Below are 19,962 nucleotides of genomic sequence, written 5' to 3' on the forward strand. Positions count from 1 at the left end.
TCTGGAGGGTTTTCAGGCCTGGGTGATATGCAGGCTTGCGATACCGCCGTCGACCGTGACCACGGTCCCGACGGAGGAGCGGTTGACCGGGTCGGCGAGGTAGAGCACCGCGGCGGCGACCTCGGCCGGGGCGACCATCCGGCCGGTGGGCTGGCGGCTCTCGTAATCGCGGCGTCGCTGGGCGGGGTCGTCGGCGCGGGCGGCGAGTTCGGCCATGAACGGGGTGTCGACCGTGCCCGGGTTCACCGCGTTGACGGTGATGTTCTCGGCGACGAGATCGGCCGCCGAGGACCGGGTGAGTGCTTCGATCGCGCCCTTGGTCGCCGAATACGCGCTGCGTTGCCGGAACCCCGATGCGGCGGTGCAGGAGGACATGTTGACGATTGCCGCGGCGGACGATCGACGCAGGTGGGGGAGCGCGGCGCGGGTGACCCGGACGTAACCGAGCACATTGATATCCCAGAGCCTGTTCCAGTCGTCGAGGGTGCCGTCCTCGATGGTGCCGACACCGCTGACCCCGGCATTGTTGACCAGTACGTCGATGCGGCCGTGTTCGGCGCCGATCGCGTCGATCGCGGCCTCGACGGCGGCGTCGTCGGTGACGTCCACCCTATGGGCCCGGACACGGTCGGGCAGGTCGGTGGCTTTGTCGCGGTCGAGCACCGTGACGAGCGCGCCCGCGGCGCTGAATGCCTGGGCGCACGCGCGGCCGATGCCGGCGTTTCCGCCGGTGACGACCACGATACGGCCGCTGTGGTTGGTGGTCACTGCTGTTCCTCCGTTGTCTGCCAGAACCGGCACGAGATGGTTGCGAGTTCGTCCGCGTGATCGAAGATCAGCATGTGGCCCGCGTCGGCGACGATCTCGTGGCCGACCGCCCTCGGAACATGCGGTCGAATGGCTCCGACCTGCTCGGGTGATGTGGACTGGTCCGCCGCGCCGGAGATCAGGAGGGTCGGCGGCAGTGCGGCGCCGAGTTCGGCATAGCCGCCGAACTGTGCGAACGAGCGCCACGCCGTGATCCAGGTGTTCGGCGGCAGCGAGGTCAGCCGGGCGCGGCAGTATCGTATCGACGGAGTATCGGCTGCCGGCTCGGCGGGAGCGAACCAGCGGTGCAGCGTGGGTTCGACCACTGGCGCCATGGAACCTGTGGCGGCCACCGGCTCCGCGCGTTCGGCGAACGACGGGAAACCCTGCGGTGGTGTAGCGATCAGGATCAGCGAACGGACAGCCCCGGGTGGTGCGGCCGCAGCGGCCAGGGCGGCGACCGCCCCGCCCAGCGAATGGCCGACCAGATGTACGCCGTCGAGTGCGCTGATACGGTCGCCTACCGTACGCGCCATCGTGGCCAGCGTGGCGTTCCGCAGTCCGGCCCGGGAGCCGTGGCCGGCGAGATCCTCACCGTCCCAGCGGTATCGCGGCGATACCGCGTGCGCCCAGGCGTCGAAGGACCCGGAATCCAGCCCGAGCGAATGCAGCGCGACGACGGTCGGAGTACTCACCGCGAACCCGCGGAGACGGCCCCCGAGGACAGCAATTCATCGATCTCGGCGGCGGTCCGGCCCAATTCGGCAAGTATTTCGGCCGAATCCGCGCCCAGCGTCGGCGGGTAGGCAGGCTCGACCATCGGCGAGTCGAGGAACTTGATCGGATTACCGAGCACGGAGACCGAATTGCCCCGATTGTCATCGAGGTCGAGTACCATCTCGCGACCGGCCGTGCGGGCCTCGGCCAGTGCCTCGGGCACATTCGTGATCAGCGCCGCCGGAACACCCGCAGCCTGGAGCAACTCCACCCATTCCAGTGCGCTGCGCTCGGTGAACGCGCGCTCGAACAACTCCCACAGGTCGATCTTGTTCGCCAGCCGGGCGCGCTGATCGGCGAACCGCGGATCAGCGGTGAGCTCCGGAAGTCCCAGAACATCGCACATCGCACGCCACATGCGGTCGGTGTTCGCGGTGACGACGAGTTCACGGCCGTCGCCACCGACGAACGAACGGTAGGTCGGGATGGAGTCGTGCCGGGCGGCTTGCGGGGCGGGTGCCCGGCCACTGATCATCGAGTAGACGCCCTGGTAGGACAGCAGCGAGATCAGTGAGTCCAGCATCGACACATCGATGTGATCGCCCTGGCCGTCCACCGCCCGGGAAGCCGCCGCCGCGCAGATACCGATCGCGGCGTACATACCCGCCACAACATCCCCCGCGGGGATGCCGAGGCGGACCGCCGGCTGCCCCGGTTCGCCGGTGAGGCTCATCGCGCCGGAGAGCGCCTGGACGATCATGTCGTAGGCCGGTCGCTCCTTCCACGGCCCGGTCTGGCCGAAACCGCTGATGGACGCCCAGATAAGTGCCGGATGGCGGCGCCGCATCTCGGCGGGATCGAAACCGAGCCGCGCGCTTACTCCGGGCCGGTAGTTCTCCACCACCACGTCGGCCCGCGCGATCAGATCGCGCAGGACGGCCAGGCCCGCAGCGGATTTGAGGTCGACGACGATACTCTTCTTGTTCCGGTTGTTCCCGAGGTAGTAGGCGCTGTCGCCGTCGATGAAATGCGGCGGGATGGACCGGCTCGAATCACCGGCCGGCGCTTCCACTTTGATGATCTCGGCGCCCATATCGGCGAGTACCTGCGTGCAGAAGGGACCCGACAGGAAGGTCGTGAGATCGACAACCTTCAGGCCCTGTAGCGGTGAGCGGGACGGCGTCATGGTGAAACAACTCCTGGACTGAAATTCGCTGCGGTGGACCCGAGGTCGCGCGATATGGACCGGGCGGCATCGATGAGCGCCGCGGCGATGGTGCTGATCTCTCCGTGTGGGAGCCGATCCTTCGGTGAGGTGAGCGTGATGGACCCGACCACGCCTCGGGCGTCGAAGACAGGTGTGCCGATACCACGTGCCTGCGGCAGCTTCTCGCCCTCGCTGATGGCGTAACCCGCCGTACGCACTGCCTGCAGGTCGCGCTCGAGTTCGTCGAGGGTGGGGAGTTCCGCCGCCGAGCCGGGCGCGCGGCCGCCGCCGGCGAGCCCGCGCTCGTGCTCGAGTACATCGGCGACCGTGGCGCTGTCGAGCTGTGCCAGTACGGCTTTACCCGAGGCGCCCCATACCAGCGAGAGCGGACGGTGCAGTTCGATGCGATAGCGGAGCAATTGGGCGCCGTCCGCGCGGGCTGTGAAGGAGAGTGCCTTGTTCGCAGGCATGTAGATGCCGAAGATCACCGTCTCGTCGAAGGTGTTCGCCACGTCCTCGAGATACGGCCGCACGATGGCGGTGATATCGACCTGGGCAGTGACGCGCGACGAGATCCGGTACAGCTCGGCACCGATCGAGTAATTGTGGGTATCCGGATCGCGAACCACCACACCTTCCTCGGTGAGGATCTTCAGCAACCGGTGCACGGTCGAAGCGGGTAGCGCCAAATGGTCAGCGATCTTGCCGACACCGGCCTCCCCGCCGAGGTCGGCGAGCGCGGCCAGCATACGGACGGTGCGCTTCACCGTTCCCGCCGCCGAATTGTCCTGCTTCTGCCCGTTGTTCTTGTTGCCGTTCTCGCCGTTGCTCGCGTCGTCGGTCGCCATATCAGTCCGCTCGCTCGAAAATGTGTACGGCGCAGGCCCCGTGATCGAATCCGGAGATACCTCCGCCGGTGACGTGTGTCAGGGCAATTTTCGCGTCCGGCACCTGCCGTTCACCGGCGGCCCCGGTCAGCTGCCAGAACATCTCCACCACTTGCGCGACGCCGCTGGCACCCACCGGGTGTCCCTTGGAGAGCAGGCCACCACTGGGGTTGACGACGACAGAACCGCCGAACGTGGTCTCGCCGGAACGCAGCAGTTCGAGCGACTCGCCTTCCGGGCACAGGCCGAGGGCCTCGTAATAGACGAGCTCGGCGATGCTGAAGGCATCGTGGAGCTCGACGGTATCGAGATCGGCGGCGGTTATCCCCGCCTGGGCGTAGGCTTCCCGGGCCGAGTGGTAGGAGATCTCCGGTCGCAGCATGTTCCGGGCGCCGCTGGTCGCGGTGCCCGAATGCAGTACCGACGCACTGATCCGCATCCCCGGCCGGTTCATGGTGCGGAACACCTTCTCCGAGACGACCATGACGGCAGCGGCACCGTCGCCGGTGGGGCAGCACTGCAGCAGCGTGAGCGGATCGGCGATGACGCGGGAGGACAGCACCTTCTCGACGTCGACTTCCTTCTGGAACTGCGCGTAGGGATTCAGCACGCCGTGCCGGCGGGCCTTCACGCTCACCTGTGCCAGATCGGCGGGTTCGGCCTTGCGCTCGTAGAGGTAGCGCCGGGCCCGCATGGCGTACACCGCGGGCATGACCATGCCCTGCCGGACCTCGGGGTCCTCGGCCACCAGCGGTAGTGTGCCGCCACCGAACTGGGTGAGCTTGTCGACGCCGATCACCAGGACGATGTCGTGCTCGCCTGCCGCGATCGATTTCTGGGCCAGGTGCAGTGCCGTCGCGCCGCCGGAACAGGCGTTGTCGGTATTGACGATCGGGATACCGCCGAGACCGAGTTCCTTGGCGATGCGCTGGCCGGTCAGCATGCCGCCGAAGGCATGTCCGCAGAACACGGCGTCGATATCGCCGCGCTCGACCCCGGCGTCGAGGACGGCCTGCCGGGCCGGCGGGGCCGCCAGGCCCGCATATCCCGAGCTGAGGTGCTTACCCATCGGCAGCATCGCTGCCGATACCACAAAAGCGTCGTTCATCAGTTCTCGTCCGTTCCGTCTGCGGGGTTCTCGGCCGGGCCGAAGCTCCACGTGCCGTCTGCCGCTGTTGTCAGCGTCACCGGCAGGTCCGGGACGAGCCGGTCTTCGGTGACCGAGATATCCGCGAGCACCCGCGTACCGCTGTCGAGGTCGATGTAGCCGAGCGTGTACGGCGTGACCCGGGAAGAGGAGAGCTCGACTCGTGTGTAGGAGTAGAGGATTCCGGTGCGGCCCAGCCCGATATCGCGCACGGTGTCGGCGCCGCATTCGAAGCACAGCTGCCGGCGGGGAAAGAACCGGGAATCGCAGGTATCGCAGTGACTTCCCAGCAGTTCGGTCCCGTCCGGGGTCAGGGCCACCACCTCGTCGAGGTCGTGGAGCGGTTCGAGCAGGGTCATGACTTCCGACCTCCGTTGTCTGGATGGGGTGAATTCGGTGGGGTGGCCCACCACGACACGAGTTCCCGCGCTATCGCGGCGGGCTCCTCGATGACCGGGGTGTGACCCGCGGTCTCGAGGACGACGAGACGACTGCCCGGGACTCGGTCTGCGATGGCCGCCATATCGGCGGGCCGTTTCGCGCGATCGAGTTCGCCGGCGACGAGCAGCAGCGGCAGCGGTATCGCGGCCAGTTCCGCTGTCATTGCCGGGCGGGTGTAGACGCCGTGCAGTGCGTCCGCCACTTCCGGGACATGCGCGGCGAATACCTGTGCCCAGTGCCGCCGGGTGACCGACCTGGCTGTATCGCCCAGGAAGACATCTCCGAACATGGTGTGTTCGATCCGGGCCACAATATCCGGCTCGTTGCCGCGTACCGCGGTTTCGAGCGCCCGGAAAATCTCCGGCCGGGCTTCTGCCTCCGCGGTGGCGCCGAGCAGAGTGCAGGAGGCCAGCAGGTCCGGGCGCCGGGAGGCCACGCGCAACGCGACATAGGCTCCCATGGAGCTACCCACAAGGTGAACAGGCCGGGTACACCGGGATTCGATGAGCGCTACGGCGTCGTCGAAGAGCACATCCATGGTCGGCGCCCGGCCGCTACCGGTGAACGAACCCTGGCCCCGCAGATCGGGCCGGATGTAGCGGTACCGGGCCGGAAGTTCGGCGACGAGCGCGTCGAACATTGATCCGTCGAAGAACAGTGAGTGCAGCAGCACCACGGCAGATCCGTCGGCCGGCCCGGTGTCACGGACCGTTTCGGGGGGCGGGGTCAATGGTCTCCTGCTTTCGGTCGGCTGCTCTACTTCTCGGACACCAGCTGGTGATCCCCGGCGACCTCGAGTTCGGGACTCCGGTCGTAGCCGCGGGCGGCGAGGACGGCGGCGACGGCCGCGCTCGCGATCAGCGCGAATCCGAGGATGTAGAAACCGCCCGCCAGCGAATCGCCCCCCGCAGCCCAGCCGACCACGATCGGTCCGACGATGCCGCCGAAGTTGCCGACGAAGTTGACCAACCCCACCGAGGGACCGGCCTGGTTGCGCGGCACCTGACTCAGCACCCAGGTCCACCACGTGCCGAACGACGAGTAGAGGCCGACCGCGGCCACGCACAGCAGGATCATCTGCCACAGAACCCCGCCGCTGATGTAGTGCTGAGCCAGGATCGCCAGGCCCGCCACGCTCAGCGAGGTCGCGATGATCCAGCCGCGGGACAACGAGGTCTTGTCCGACCAGCGCGAGTTGAAATACATCGCGACCGTAGCGAACGCGTACGGAATCGCGGTGAGCCAGCCGACCGCTTCGATGCCGTTGGACGAGATCTCCTTGATCAGCGTGGGCAGCCACAGCCCGAAGGCGTACATCCCGGTGATCCAGAGGAAGTACGTCACGCACAATCCGGCGACGATGGGCCGGGCCAGGGCCTTGAGCAGCCCGGATTCCGGTTTGGTCTCCTCATCGCGTTCGGCGAGGATGAGCCGCAGTTCGGCCGGGTCCAAGCGTTTGTCCTCGGCGGGGTCGTTCGGCACGAGCAGATAGAACACCGCGGCCAGGATCAGCGCCGGAATGCCCTGTAGCACGAACATCGTCTGGAAATGCCAGGTATCGATCATCCAACCGGCGATCGGCGCCATCAGGGCCGAGGACAGCGGCAGTGCGTACTGGGTGAGGCTGACAGCCCGACCGCGTTCCCGGCCCGGGAACCAGCGCACGAACATCACCGCGAACGAGGGGAACACCGCGCCTTCGGCGAGGCCCATCGCGAAGCGGATGGCCAGCAGCGCCGGCAGATTGGGTGCGAAACCTGTGGCGCAGGCAGCGACACCCACCACGACCAGCGACGCGATGATGACCTGTTTCGGGCCGACTTTCGTGGCCAGGAACCCACCCGGGACCTGGGTGATCACGTAACCCCAGAAGAACGCCGACAGGACGACGCCGGTGATGGTCCCGGACAGTCGCAGATGTTCGACCATGTCCGGCACAGCGACGCTGATATTCGATCGATCTGCGTAGCAGACCAGGTAGATGAGGAACAGCAGGACACCGACTCGCCACCATCGAGCGCGTGGTGGAACTGCTGTGTCGGCCGTCATCGGTGACGCCACGGGTACCTCCGGATTGAGCGAGGAGTGTCGAGAAGTACGGAAACCGCACCAGCGAAAATTCCGCTGAGTGGAATCGAATTCCATTCAGGATTCGACCATACGACGCAGGTCACACAGAAGCAAATGCTTCTGGTAGCGGTTGCCGCGCTAACCGATCACCACCAGCGGAAATATGGTTTGCCACCGGGATCGGCCCGGCGCCCACCCGACCCGCCCGTTCCGTTTGCCGCGCGCTTCGCCTGCCTGCGCTGGTGGCCGGCGTTCCTCGGTGACCCGGCCCGGAGCTGTCGGCCGCACGTCGCCGTCGTCGGGAACCCGGGCAGGGCGGTTGCCCGCTCCGGCGGGAAGGTCTCGCGAAGAACAGGCCTGTGACCCTGAATCCCCGGTGCATTCGGTGGATAACGCCACGCCCCGCTACCGCGCGTCGCCCACCCTCAGCTGACGGCCGGCTGAACTCGCGGCGCCATCAGCTCGAACCGGGCCGGTTCTGCTGCGTGCAGATGCAATGGACAACATCTCCGTCGGCTACATGATGGGCTGGGGCGACAGGAGCGGAACCGTGGACCAGTTGGTTCAGTGGTGCCTGCGGGGATGAGTGCCGGGATCATCGATCCACCTCGCGGTGACTGCCGAATTGCGGCCCGGGGGAGCTGATGGCGGGTATCGGTGGCGAATCTGCCAGAAGTTTCCGCAGGTCAGTAGGTATATTTCCTGATCCCTTCGTGTGTTCGAGTGCACTCGAACACACGGCATGCACACCCACCAGATCTGCTGGGTATTTGTGCGCGAGGGGGGACTTGAACCCCCACGTCCGTGGACACCAGAACCTAAATCTGGCGCGTCTGCCAATTTCGCCACTCGCGCTTGATGGTACGACCGTCCAAACTCTACCGGGCCGTGGGCTGATCATGAAGACGCGGGCGGGTGTTTCGTACTGACCGGTAACCCCACCTGGGATTATAACGATTACGTTACGGCCAATATGAGGAGTGCTCATGTTTCGCGGCGGTAAGCACGTGTCCTCACCTGCGGCTTCAAACATGAGGGAGGGTCATATTTCGGCACGATTTGGTACGTCCGTACTGAAATACTCATGGGTAAGTGGCGCACGGGCAGCCAAACGTGAGGATTTCCTCATGATTTCGTGGCATCCTCGCCGATAGCGAGCCGACGGGCATGGCATGTCCGCGCGCCGACCGGGAGCCGGGGAAGCCTCCGAAGATATGTCGCCACGAGAGAGAGCCGAAGCGTCTTGACGATTAACGAGAGCACTGCGTCCGGAGCCGGAAACCGGATGAATGCGGCCGGGGCCGCGAGCAGGTCTGTCTCCGAGACGAATCGCACGCCGTTGCTGGACCGTCTGCGGGAGGGAACCCCCTATGCCCTGGCGTTCGGAGGCCAGGGTGCGAGCTGGCTGGGAGAGCTGGCCGAGATCGGCCGCGACGCCGCCCTGGAACCCGAACTCACCGCCCTGGTGAACGAGGCCGCCGCCCTGCTGGCGCCCGTATCGGATCAGCTGCTGACCGTCCGACCGGTCGGCTTCGACCCCGTCGGCTGGATGCTGGAGGACGAACTCGCCGACGACGAGACCGAAACCTCCGACGCGCCGCCGCAACGCGTGCTGCGCTCGGCGGCGGTATCGATGCCGGGTGTGCTGCTCGCGCAGCTCGCCGCGTTGCGGGCACTGCGGCTGCAGGGGCTGGATCCGGCGGAAATCGCGCCGGTCGCCGTGGTCGGCCATTCGCAGGGCCTGCTCGCCGCGGCCGCGGTGGCGGCCCGGGGGCAGCGGGACGCGGAGCTGCTGGCGATCGCCCAGCTGGTCGGCGCGGCCGCGGGGCTGGTCGCGCGCCGGCGCGGGCTGATGCCGGTGGGTGCGCGTTCGTCGATGGTCGCCGTCTCCCAGGCCGATCCGGAACAGCTGCGTACCGTGGTCGCCGAGGTCGCCGCGGGGATGGATCCCGCGGCCGCGCCGGTGCTGTCCATCCGTAACGGCCGGCGTCGCGTCGTGCTCTCGGGCACCCCGGACGCGCTGCGCCGGGTGCAGCAGCGCTGCGCGCAGCTGCACGACGAACAGGAGCGGGAGCGGTCCGCCAAACAGCGTGGCGGTGCCGTATTCGCGCCGGTATTCGAGGATCTCGACGTCGATGTGGCGTTCCATCATCCCGCGCTGGCCGATACGGTCGACCTGGTCGCCGGGTGGGCGGGCCAGTGTGGTCTGGACACCGAACTGGCCGGGGAACTGACCCGGCAGATCCTGGTCGATCCGGTCGACTGGGTGTCGATCGTCGACGGCGTGGTGCAGGCGGGCGCCGAGTGGATCCTGGACCTCGGTCCGGGCGATCTGCTGTCACGGGTGAGCGGTAATTCGCTCAAAGGCACCGGGGTGGGCGTTGTCGCGGCGGCCACCCGGGCCGGTCAGCGCAACCTGCTGACCCCGGGGGCGGCGCCCGAGCTCTCCCGGCCCTGGTCGGCGTTCGCGCCGGTGCCGGTGCGGCTGCCCAACGGGCGGATCGTGGTGGAAACCGCGTTCACCCGGCTCACCGGACGCTCGCCCATCCTGCTCGCGGGCATGACCCCGACCACGGTGGACGCGAAGATCGTCGCCGCCGCGGCCAACGCCGGGCACTGGGCGGAACTGGCCGGCGGCGGCCAGGTGACCGAACAGATCTTCGCCGACCGCGTGGAAGATCTGAAGAAACTGCTGCAGCCGGGACGGCAGGTGCAGTTCAATTCGCTGTTCCTGGACCCGTACCTGTGGAAGCTGCAGCTGGGGGGTAAACGGCTGGTTCAGCGGGCTCGCGCGGCGGGCGCTCCGTTCGACGGTGTCATTGTCACCGCCGGTATTCCGGAGCTCGAGGAAGCCGTCGCGCTGATCGAGGAACTGACCGAGGTGGGGATCGGCCACGTCGCGTTCAAACCGGGCACCGTCGCGCAGATCCGCTCGGTGCTCCGGATTGCCGGCGAGGTCCCGGACTACCCGGTGATCATGCATATCGAGGGTGGTAAGGCCGGTGGGCACCACTCCTGGGAGGACCTGGACGATCTCCTCCTCGAAACCTATGCCGAACTGCGCGCCCACGGAAACGTCGTGGTCTGCGTCGGCGGTGGGATCGGAACCCCGGAGCGGGCCACCGAATATCTGACCGGCACCTGGTCGGCGGCACACGGGTACCCGGTGATGCCGCTCGACGGTGTGCTGGTGGGCACCGCCGCCATGGCGACCCTGGAGGCGACGACCGCACCGGAGGTCAAACAGCTCCTGGTGGACACCCCCGGAACCCCGGACTGGGTGGGTGCCGGCACCGCGACCGGTGGAATGGCCTCGGGCCGCAGCCAGCTGGGCGCCGATATCCACGAGATCGACAATGCCGCCTCGCGGACCGGCCGCCTGCTCGACGAGGTCGCCGGGGACGCGGACGCGGTCGCGCAGCGGCGTGACGAGATCATCGCGGCCCTGAACGCGACGGCGAAGCCGTACTTCGGCGATGTGACGGCGATGAGCTACCTGGCGTGGCTGGAGCGCTATGTGGAACTCGCGATCGGCCGGGAGAGCCGCCAGGACTTCGACTGCGGGAGCGATCTGGGCGAGACGATCTCCGAATGCACCCGATCGATCTGGCTGGACATCAGCTGGCGCGACCGGTTCGCCGAGATGCTGCGCCGGGCCGAGGCCCGGCTCGCGCCCGCCGACCGCGGCGAGATCGACTCCCTCTTCGGGGACGAGGATCTGGAGAACCCGGCGCGCGCCCTCGCGACGCTGGGGGAGCGGTATCCCTCGGCCGCCGCGACATTGCTGCATCCGGCCGATGTGCCGTTCTTCGTGGCGCTGTGCAAAACCCCGGGCAAGCCGGTGAACTTCGTGCCGGTGGTGGATCAGGACGTGCGGCGCTGGTGGCGCTCCGATTCGCTGTGGCAGGCGCACGATCCGCGCTACTCGGCCGACCAGGTCTGCGTGATCCCGGGCACCGTTTCGGTCGCCGGGATCACCCGGGTCGACGAACCCGTGGGCGAACTGCTGGACCGTTTCGAACAGGACGCGGCGTACACGCTGGTCCGGGACGGGGTGGTACCGGCGGCCGTCGACGCGCGCCGGGTCGCCGCGGTGACCAGCGGGCCGATCGACGTGGTGCTGGCCGCGCCGGATGTGAACTGGTCCGGCCGGGCGACCGTGAACCCCGTGCACCGGCTCGGCGACCTGCACGAATGGACGGTGGACGAGAAGGGCGCGATCCATCCGCCGACCGGCGCCACCCTCGTCGAGACCGAGGGGCCCGAACCCGAGCATTCGTATGTGGAGCTCACCGTCCCGCTGTCCGCCGGACATGTGGTGCGGATCCGGATCACCGTCCCGGTGTCGGTGTACAACGGCGGTGCGCCCGTGGTGACCGAAGCCGACGCGGACGCCGCCATGTCGGCGCTGCTCGCGGTGGCGGCCGGGCAGACACTGCCCGAGGTGAAGGGCAATATCGCCCACATCAACCTGGCGTGGACGCCGGATCTGGTCGCCGATCACGCCGGAGTCACCGGCGCCGGGCTGCCCGCGGAACTGAGCACTCTGGGCCGGACCGCGCCCGACGTCCTGGTGGGCGCCTGCTGGCCTGCCGTGTTCGCGGTTCTGGGCGCGGCGCGGACCGAACCCGGCGCGAGCGTGATCGAGGGCATGCTCGATCTGGTGCACCTCGACCATCGGATCGAACTGCTGCGCGAACTTCCCGCTGCCACCAGCATTCTCGTGGTCCGCGCCGAATCCGGTTCGGTGCTCGACACCGATCTCGGCCGCGTGGTCGAGGTCGAGGTGACGGTCGGCGAGATGCGCGACCAGGGTCTGGACGTGGTGCCGCTGGCCCGGCTGGCGGAGCGTTTCGCGATCCGCGGCCGCACCGGCGCCGGCGAGCTGACCGATCCGCCGCGTGCCGGGGGCACCGTGAGCGCCGGCGCCACCGAGACGCCGCGCCGCCGGCGCCGGGACGCCACCATGATCGCCCCCCGCAGCATGGCCGCGTTCGCCTCGGTCTCCGGCGACCACAACCCGATCCACACCAGCGACGCCGCGGCGAAACTCGCCGGACTGGGCAGCCCGATCGTGCACGGGATGTGGCTGTCGGCCGCCGCCCAGCATGCGGTTTCCGCGGTGGACCCGCAGGCCACGGTGCCGGCGCGCACCGTGACCGCGTGGACCACCCGGTTCCTCGGAATGGTCCGGCCCGGCGCCGAGATCGACGTCCGGGTCGAGCGGATCGCGGTCGACGCGGGCGACGAGATCGTCGAGGTGTCCTGCCGGACCGGCGGCGATCTGGTGATGACCGCGACCGGCCGCACCGCCGCCCCGAAAACCGTCTACGCCTTCCCCGGCCAGGGCATCCAGCGCAAGGGTATGGGCCTGGACGCCCGGACCCGCTCCAAGGCCGCCAAGGCGATCTGGGATCGCGCCGATAAGCACACCCGTGCGGCGCTGGGCTTCTCGATTCTCGCCGTGGTGCGCGACAACCCGACCTATCTGAAGGCGCGCGGTGTGGAGCACCGGCACCCGGACGGTGTGCTGCACCTGACACAGTTCACCCAGGTCGCGATGGCGACCCTCGGGGTCGCCCAGGTCGCCGAGCTGCGCGAGGCCGGTGCCTTCGTGGAAGGTTCGCTGCTGGCCGGGCATTCGGTGGGTGAGTACAACGCGCTCGCCGCCGTCGCCGGGGTGCTGCCGCTCGAGGCCGTCCTCGAGGTGGTGTTCCAGCGTGGATCCGCCATGCACGAGCTGGTCCCGCGCGACTCCCAGGGCCGCAGCGACTACCGGATGGCCGCCATCCGGCCGTCGCAGATCGGACTGCCCGACGACGAGGTGATCGATTTCGTCGCCGCGGTCGGGCAGCAGGCCGGGGAATTCCTCGAGGTCGTGAACCTGAACCTGCGGGGTGCGCAGTACGCGATCGCGGGTACCGTCGCGGGCCTGGAGGCGCTGGAAGCCGAAATCGACCGGCGCCGCGCGGAATTCGGCGGTAAACGCGCCTTCATCCTGGTCCCCGGGATCGATGTGCCGTTCCACTCCACCGTGCTGCGCAAGGGTGTTCCGGAGTTCCGGGGCAAACTCGAGCAGTTGCTGCCGGAGGAACTGCGCCCGGAGGTGCTGGTCGGCCGCTACATCCCGAACCTGGTACCCCGCCTGTTCTCGCTGGAGCGCGAATTCGTCGCCGAGATCGCGGATCTGGTGCCGTCGGAACCGCTGGCCGCGGTCCTCGCCGACTTCGACTCCTGGTCGCAACGGCCCAGCGAACTGTGCCGGGTGGTCCTGATCGAACTGCTGGCCTGGCAGTTCGCCAGCCCGGTCCGCTGGATCGAAACCCAGGATCTGCTCTTCGGTGAGCTGGGTGTGGAACGTTTCGTCGAGGTCGGCCTGGGCGCCACCCCGACGGTGGCGAACCTGGCGAGCCAGACCCTGAAGCTGCCCGATTTCAGCACCGCCACCGTGGAAGTGCTCAATATCGAGCGCGAGGCCGGGATCGTCTACTCGACCGATACCGATCCGGCTCCGGTGGACGACCCGGTGGAAGAGGTCGCCGAGGCGCCCGCCGCCGCGGCAGCTCCGGCCGCCGCGCCCGCCGCCGCACCGGCGGCCCCGAGCGGTGGGCCGCGTCCGGACGACATCACCTTCACCGCCGCCGACGCCACCCGGGTACTGATCGCCCTGTGGACCAAGCTGCGGATCGATCAGATCGGCCCGGTGGACACCATCGAAGGGCTCTGCGACGGTGTGTCCTCGCGGCGTAACCAGCTGCTGGTGGATCTCGGTTCCGAGCTGTCCCTCGGTGCGATCGACGGAGCCGCCGACGCCGATATGGGCGCGCTGTCGGCCACGGTGGAACGCCTCGCCCGCACCTACAAGCCGTTCGGGTCGGTTCTCTCCGATTCGATCAACGATCATCTCCGCAAGGTGTTCGGACCCTCCGGTAAACGTCCGGCGGCGATCGCCGAACGGGTGAAGAAGGTCTGGGAACTGGGCGACGGCTGGGCCAGCCACGTCACCGCCGAGGTATCGCTGGGCACCCGTGAAGGCGCCAGCGTTCGCGGTGGCGATCTGGGCGGCCTGGTATCCGGCGCGCTCTCCGACGCCGCGGCCGTGGACGCGGCCGTCGATGCCGCCGTGCAGTCGGTGGCCGCCCGCCGCGGCGTCGCGGTATCGCTGCCGTCCGCCGGTGGGTCCGGCGGCGGCACCGTGGACGCGGCCGCGCTCGGCGAATTCACCGAGCAGATCACCGGTAAGGACGGTGTGCTGGCCTCGGCCGCGCGCCTGGTGCTCGAACAGCTCGGACTGAGCGAGCAGGTGTCCGCCCCGGAGGCCACCGAGGACGGTCTGGTCGATCTGGTGTCGGCCGAACTCGGTTCGGACTGGCCGCGTCTGGTGGCCCCGGCGTTCGACGGCCGCAAAGCGGTACTGCTCGACGACCGCTGGGCGACCGCGCGCGAGGATCTGGCCCGGCTGTGGCTGGGCGAGGACGCCGAGACCGCGCAACTGCCGGTCGGTGGATTCGCCGGTGCCGGCGAGGCCGTTGCCGCACAGGCGGACTGGTGGCGGCAGCGGGCGGTGCACGAGGCCCGTTCGGTACTGGCCGGGCACTACGAGCGGATCGCCACGGCGGCCCGGGACACCGAGCAGGTGGGGGAGTGGTCCTCCGATATCGCGATCGTCACCGGCGCCAGCAAGGGTTCCATCGCGGCCGCGGTGACCGGACGGCTGCTCGCCGGGGGCGCGACGGTGGTCGTCACGACGTCCCGCCTGGACGACACCCGGCTCGGTTTCTACCGCGACCTCTACCGCGACCACGCCCGTCAGGGCGCGGCGCTGTGGGTGGTGCCGGCGAATATGGCCTCCTACACCGATCTCGACGCGCTGATCGAGTGGGTGGGCACCGAACAGGTGGACAACGCGGGCGGCGCCAAGATCAAGACCAAGGACGCGCTGACCCCCACCCTGCTGCTCCCGTTCGCGGCGCCGCGGGTGGCCGGTGACCTCTCCGACGCCGGCGCCCGCGCCGAAATGGAGATGCGGGTGCTGCTCTGGTCGGTCGAGCGGCTGATCGGCGGGCTGTCCACACTGGGCGCCGATCACGATGTCGACGCGAAACTGCATGTGGTGCTGCCGGGTTCGCCCAACCGCGGGCTCTTCGGCGGTGACGGCGCCTACGGTGAGGCCAAGGCCGCGCTGGACGCCGTCGTCGCGAAATGGCGGGCCGAGAAGTCGTGGTCGAACCGGGTCACCCTGGTGCACGCGCTGATCGGCTGGGTGCGGGGCACCGGCCTGATGGGCCACAACGATGTGATGGTCGAGGCCGTCGAGCGGGCCGGGGTGCAGACCTGGTCCACCGCCGAGATCGCCGACGAACTGCTGAAATGGGCGACCCCGCAGGCGCGTACGGTGACCACCTCCGGACCGCAGCAGGTCGACCTGACCGGCGGTCTGGCCGGCGCGAACCTCGATCTCCCGGAACTGGCGAAGCAGGCGCAGGAAGCGGCGGAGGAAGCGGCCGCCGAGGCGGCGGACGAGCAGTCCGTCACCCGGATCGCCGCGTTGCCCGCCCCGCCGACGCTGACCTCGGCGCTGCCGGTGCCCGAATGGGGCCCGGTGACCACCGATCTCACCGATATGGTCGTCATCGTCGGCGCGGGTGAACTCGGACCGTACGGTTCGGCGCGCACCCGCTTCGAAATGGAGGTCTCCGACGAACTGTCGGCGGCGGGCGTCCTGGAACTGGCCTGGACCACCGGCATGGTGACCTGGGAGAACGATCCCAAACCGGGCTGGTACGACAGCGAATCCGGCGATCTCGTCCCGGAACACGAGCTGGCCGAGAAGTACCACGACGCCGTGGTCGAGCGGTGCGGTATCCGCCGCTACGCCGACGACGGTGCCATGGTCGACAACAGCAGCCCGCTGATGACCTCGGTATTCCTCGACCAGGATCTGTCGTTCACGGTGGGCGGCGAGGCCGAGGCGCGGGCCTTTTTCGCCGCCGATCCCGAGCACACGGTGATCACCCCGGTCGCCGACTCCGGCGACTGGACGGTCACCCGGCAGGCCGGCACCGAGATCCGGGTGCCCCGGCGCGCGAACCTCTCGCGCACGGTGGGCGGCCAGATCCCGACCGGCTGGGATCCCACTGTCTGGGGAATCTCCGCGGATATGGCGTCCTCGATCGACCGGGTGGCGCTGTGGAACATCGCCTGCACGGTCGACGCGTTCGTGGGCGCCGGGTTCAGTCCCACCGAGCTGATGAGCTGGGTGCATCCGAGCCTGGTCGCCAACACCCAGGGCACCGGTATGGGCGGTATGTCGTCGATGCGGTCGCTCTACGTCGACAACCTGCTCGGCGAATCGCGGCCCAACGACATCCTGCAGGAGGCGCTGCCCAACGTGGCGCTGGCGCATGTGGTGCAGTCCTATGTGGGCAGCTACGGCGCCATGGTGCACCCGGTGGCGGCCTGCGCCACCGCGGCGGTATCGGTCGAGGAGGGCGTCGACAAGATCAAGCTCGGTAAGGCCGAGGTGGTCGTGGCCGGTGGTTTCGACGATCTGGGTATCGAGGGCATCGTCGGCTTCGGCGATATGTCGGCCACCGCGGATTCCGCGGTCATGAGCGGTAAGGGCATCAGCGACCGCTACTTCTCCCGGGCCAACGACCGCCGCCGCGGCGGGTTCGTGGAATCGCAGGGCGGTGGCACCGTCCTGCTGGCCCGCGGCGATGTGGCGCTGGAACTGGGTCTGCCGGTGCTCGGTGTGGTCGCCTACGCCCAGTCCTTCGCCGACGGTGTGCACACCTCCATCCCCGCGCCCGGGCTCGGCGCGCTGGGTGCGGGCCGGGGCGGCCGGGAATCCCGGTTCGCCGCGGAACTGCGCAAACTCGGTGTGGGACCGGACGATATCGCGGTGGTGTCCAAGCACGACACCTCCACCGCGGCCAACGACCCGAACGAATCCGAACTGCACGAGCGGCTGGCCGCCGCCGTCGGCCGGTCCGAGGGCGCACCGCTGTTCGTGGTATCGCAGAAGAGCCTGACCGGGCACGCCAAGGGCGGCGCCGCCGCCTTCCAGCTCATCGGCCTGTGCCAGGTGCTGGAAAACGGCGTGGTGCCGCCGAACCGGAGCCTGGACTGCGTGGACGAGAAGATGCGGGAGTACTCGCATCTGGTCTGGCTGCGGGAGGCGCTGCGCTTCGGTGACCGGTTCCCGCTCAAGGCCGGTCTGGTGACCTCGCTCGGGTTCGGGCATGTGTCGGGTCTGCTCGCGGTGGTGCATCCGGAGGCGTTCGTGCAGGCGATCGAACCGAGCCGGCGGGCGGAGTACCAGCGCCGGGCACAGGAGCGGCAGCTCGCGGGCCGGCAGCGCATCGTCGAGGCCATGTGCGGCGGCCCCGCGCTCTACGAGCGTCCGGCCGATCGGCGCTTCGGCGGCGAGGGCACTCCGGCGGCGCAGGTGCGTGGCCTGGAGGCCGGTGTGCTGCTCTCCGAGCAGGCGCGGCTCGGCGCGGACGGGGTGTACCAGGTCGGCGGAGCCGGTTGCGAGACCGGACAGTTCGCCGGTGGCGGTTCCGATGCCGACGCGACCGTCACGCCGTAGGCTGCGCCACTGTGACCATCATCGGAATCGGCTTGGACCTGGTGACCATCTCCGAGTTCGCCGAACAGCTCGACCGTGCCGGAACGACCATGCTCCGGGAGAGTTTCACCGCCGGTGAGCGGCGATACTGCCAGAGCAAGGCCACCGATCCGGCCCGCAGTTACGCGGCGCGGTGGGCGGCGAAGGAGGCGGTGCTCAAGGCCTGGGCATCGTCGCGCTTCGCCCGCCGCCCGCAGATCGGGGACAACCCGTATCCGCTGATCGAAGTGGTCAACGACGCCTGGGGCCGGCCGAGCATCAAATTGCACGGCCTGGCCGCGGAGTTCCTGCCCCGGGTGCGGGTCCATCTGTCGCTCACCCACGACGGTGATACAGCGGCCGCGATGGTGGTGCTGGAGGATCCGGGGGAGCTCGCCGATCTGATCGAGGGCCGGTCGCCGGAGAACTGAACGAGATATATACGAGAAGGGCCCGGAGCGCTACGCTCCGGGCCCTTCTCGTTGGCGGTTCAGCGCTGGCTGGCCGAGCGGGACTCCTTCTCGGCGACCAGCAGATAGGCGACCATGAGTCGTTTCAGCTCGGAGACGGCGTCGGCGTGGCTCTGTTCGTCCTGCACCGAGAAATTCATCATCGAATACACCACGTGCACCAGCACCTCGGCCATCATGGTGCGCCGGGCGCGCGGAGTCCGCGGCGTCAGTGGGCGCAGCATCTGGGAGACGACCTCGGCGAACTCCTTCTCGTGGATCGCGCCGGTGGCCCGGGTGGACGGCGTGGACTGCATGGCCAGCCATACTTCGCGGCGGGACGGGTCGGTCATCCAGAGGTTTGCCAGGTGATCGACGAACTGGTTCATATGCCGCAGCCAGTCCAGTGACGGGATCTCACCGTGGAAGTCCGCGAGTTCCTGGGACACCGCCACCAGATCTTGTCGATTCAACTCGCAGACGATCACATATTTGTTGGCGAAGAATTGGTAGAGGGTGCCGATGGGGACCTCGGCCCGGGCGGCGACCTCTTCGCAGGTGAACGATTCGAAACCCACTTCCACCAGCAGCTCCCGCGACGCCTGCAACAATGCGTCGAACTTCCGCTTACTGCGTTCCTGAGTCGGACGCCGACGCGGCATCAGCTCCTGCGGATCGTCCTGAAGTTCCAGCGCAGGGTCCGGACGCCGTTTCGCCCTGGCCTCTGTGCGTACGTTCACCTGTCCCAGGCTAGCGGTACCGCGAAGTCCGTGGTGCAGAGTGTGCGACTGTGACGGCGAGTCTGTCATGTCTCACCACCGCGATCCCGCCGATCCGGGGCCCGCGACAGCGCTGGTGCGCGCCGCCGCGGCCGCCGGATCGGCGGGTTCGCCTCAGCTCCGGGTGCGCCGCTGGAACAGGATCAGCGCGGCGATATAGGCCACCACCGCGATACCACCCCACCACGCGAGCGCCAGGACGGCACTGTTGCCGATGGGCGTGCCCACCAGCAGGCCGCGCAGGGTTTCGATGACCGGTGTCACGGGCTGATGCTCGGCGAATCCGCGCAGCCAGGCCGGCATCGTCTCCGGGGGGACGAACGCGCTGCTGACGTAGGGGATGAACATCGCGAAGATGGTGAACCCGTTGGCTGCTTCCGGGCTACTGGCGATGAGCCCGAAACACGCGGACACCCAGGACAGTGCCAGGACCACCAGCGCCAGTACGCCGGCGGCCGCGAGCCAGTGCAGCGGGTCGGCGGTCGGGCGGAATCCGATCACCAGTGCCACTCCCACCACGATCGCGGTGGCCGCCATATTGCGGAGCAGGCTTTCGGTGATGTGACCGGTCAGGAAGGCGGATCGGCTGATGGCCATGGTGCGGAACCGGTCCACGATGCCTTCGGTGATATCCACGGAGACGCTCACCGCGGTGGTCGCCGCGCCGAAACTGGCGCACAACAGAATGATTCCGGGTACCACATAGTCGACGAAGGCGCCGCCGCCGACGTCCATGGCGCCGCCGAAGACGTAGACGAACATGACCAGGATCATGATCGGCAGTGCGAGTGTGCTGATCAGCGCATCGGGACTGCGCAGGGTGTGGCGGAGATTGCGGCCGGTCAT

12 protein-coding genes and 1 tRNA gene are annotated in these 19,962 nt (G+C 68.5%); 2 read left to right on the forward strand and 11 right to left on the reverse strand.

Going from position 1 to position 19,962, the window contains the following annotated elements; genetic code table 11:
- Positions 1-12: 12 nt before the first annotated feature.
- The 9 genes from AB0F41_RS11115 to AB0F41_RS11155 all read right to left on the reverse strand — a co-directional run bounded on the left by AB0F41_RS11115 (position 13) and on the right by AB0F41_RS11155 (position 8,131).
- Positions 13-768, reverse strand: coding sequence for an SDR family oxidoreductase (locus AB0F41_RS11115; protein ID WP_357422638.1), 756 nt, complete (start codon positions 766-768; stop codon positions 13-15).
- Positions 765-1,502: an alpha/beta fold hydrolase gene (locus AB0F41_RS11120; protein ID WP_357422639.1), complete on the reverse strand. Its 738-nt coding sequence runs from the start codon at positions 1,500-1,502 to the stop codon at positions 765-767. The genes AB0F41_RS11115 and AB0F41_RS11120 overlap by 4 nt, the downstream gene beginning before the upstream one ends.
- Positions 1,499-2,710, reverse strand: a complete 1,212-nt coding sequence (locus AB0F41_RS11125; protein ID WP_357422640.1) for a CoA transferase — start codon at positions 2,708-2,710, stop codon at positions 1,499-1,501. Before AB0F41_RS11125 ends, AB0F41_RS11120 begins: the two co-directional genes overlap by 4 nt.
- Positions 2,707-3,579, reverse strand: a complete 873-nt coding sequence (locus tag AB0F41_RS11130; protein WP_357422641.1) for an IclR family transcriptional regulator — start codon at positions 3,577-3,579, stop codon at positions 2,707-2,709. The genes AB0F41_RS11125 and AB0F41_RS11130 overlap by 4 nt, the downstream gene beginning before the upstream one ends.
- A 1-nt stretch (position 3,580) precedes the next feature.
- Positions 3,581-4,726, reverse strand: a complete 1,146-nt coding sequence (locus tag AB0F41_RS11135) for a thiolase family protein (protein WP_357422642.1) — start codon at positions 4,724-4,726, stop codon at positions 3,581-3,583.
- Entirely contained in the window at positions 4,726-5,124 is a 399-nt protein-coding gene (locus AB0F41_RS11140) for an OB-fold domain-containing protein (protein WP_357422643.1), read from the reverse strand. The genes AB0F41_RS11135 and AB0F41_RS11140 overlap by 1 nt, the downstream gene beginning before the upstream one ends.
- Positions 5,121-5,936, reverse strand: coding sequence for an alpha/beta hydrolase (locus AB0F41_RS11145; protein WP_357422644.1), 816 nt, complete (start codon positions 5,934-5,936; stop codon positions 5,121-5,123). The genes AB0F41_RS11140 and AB0F41_RS11145 overlap by 4 nt, the downstream gene beginning before the upstream one ends.
- 26 nt (positions 5,937-5,962) lie before the next feature.
- Positions 5,963-7,255 carry an MFS transporter gene (locus AB0F41_RS11150; protein ID WP_357422645.1) on the reverse strand — a complete coding sequence of 431 codons (1,293 nt, stop codon included), beginning with the start codon at positions 7,253-7,255 and terminating at the stop codon, positions 5,963-5,965.
- Between the two features lie 794 nt (positions 7,256-8,049).
- Positions 8,050-8,131: transfer RNA gene (locus tag AB0F41_RS11155), tRNA-Leu, on the reverse strand.
- Between the two features lie 430 nt (positions 8,132-8,561).
- Between AB0F41_RS11155 and AB0F41_RS11160 the strand changes: the two genes are divergently transcribed.
- Positions 8,562-17,870 (forward strand): fatty acid synthase subunit beta domain-containing protein, encoded by a 9,309-nt coding sequence (locus AB0F41_RS11160; protein ID WP_357422646.1) that lies wholly within the window; start codon positions 8,562-8,564, stop codon positions 17,868-17,870.
- An 11-nt stretch (positions 17,871-17,881) separates the two neighbouring features.
- On the forward strand, positions 17,882-18,319 hold the full coding sequence (locus tag AB0F41_RS11165) for a holo-ACP synthase (protein ID WP_357422647.1): 438 nt from the start codon (positions 17,882-17,884) through the stop codon (positions 18,317-18,319).
- Between the two features lie 59 nt (positions 18,320-18,378).
- Here AB0F41_RS11165 and AB0F41_RS11170 read toward each other — a convergent pair whose 3' ends face one another.
- Both AB0F41_RS11170 and AB0F41_RS11175 read right to left on the reverse strand, forming a co-directional pair.
- The gene (locus AB0F41_RS11170) at positions 18,379-18,999 is read right to left on the reverse strand and encodes a TetR/AcrR family transcriptional regulator (RefSeq protein WP_357422678.1); all 621 of its coding nucleotides are present in this window, start codon (positions 18,997-18,999) and stop codon (positions 18,379-18,381) included.
- Between the two features lie 231 nt (positions 19,000-19,230).
- Complete coding sequence (locus tag AB0F41_RS11175) at positions 19,231-19,962, reverse strand: ABC transporter permease (RefSeq protein WP_357422679.1); 732 nt, start codon at positions 19,960-19,962, stop codon at positions 19,231-19,233.

Source organism: Nocardia sp. NPDC024068, assembly GCF_040638875.1.
Classification (GTDB): Bacteria; Actinomycetota; Actinomycetes; order Mycobacteriales; family Mycobacteriaceae; genus Nocardia.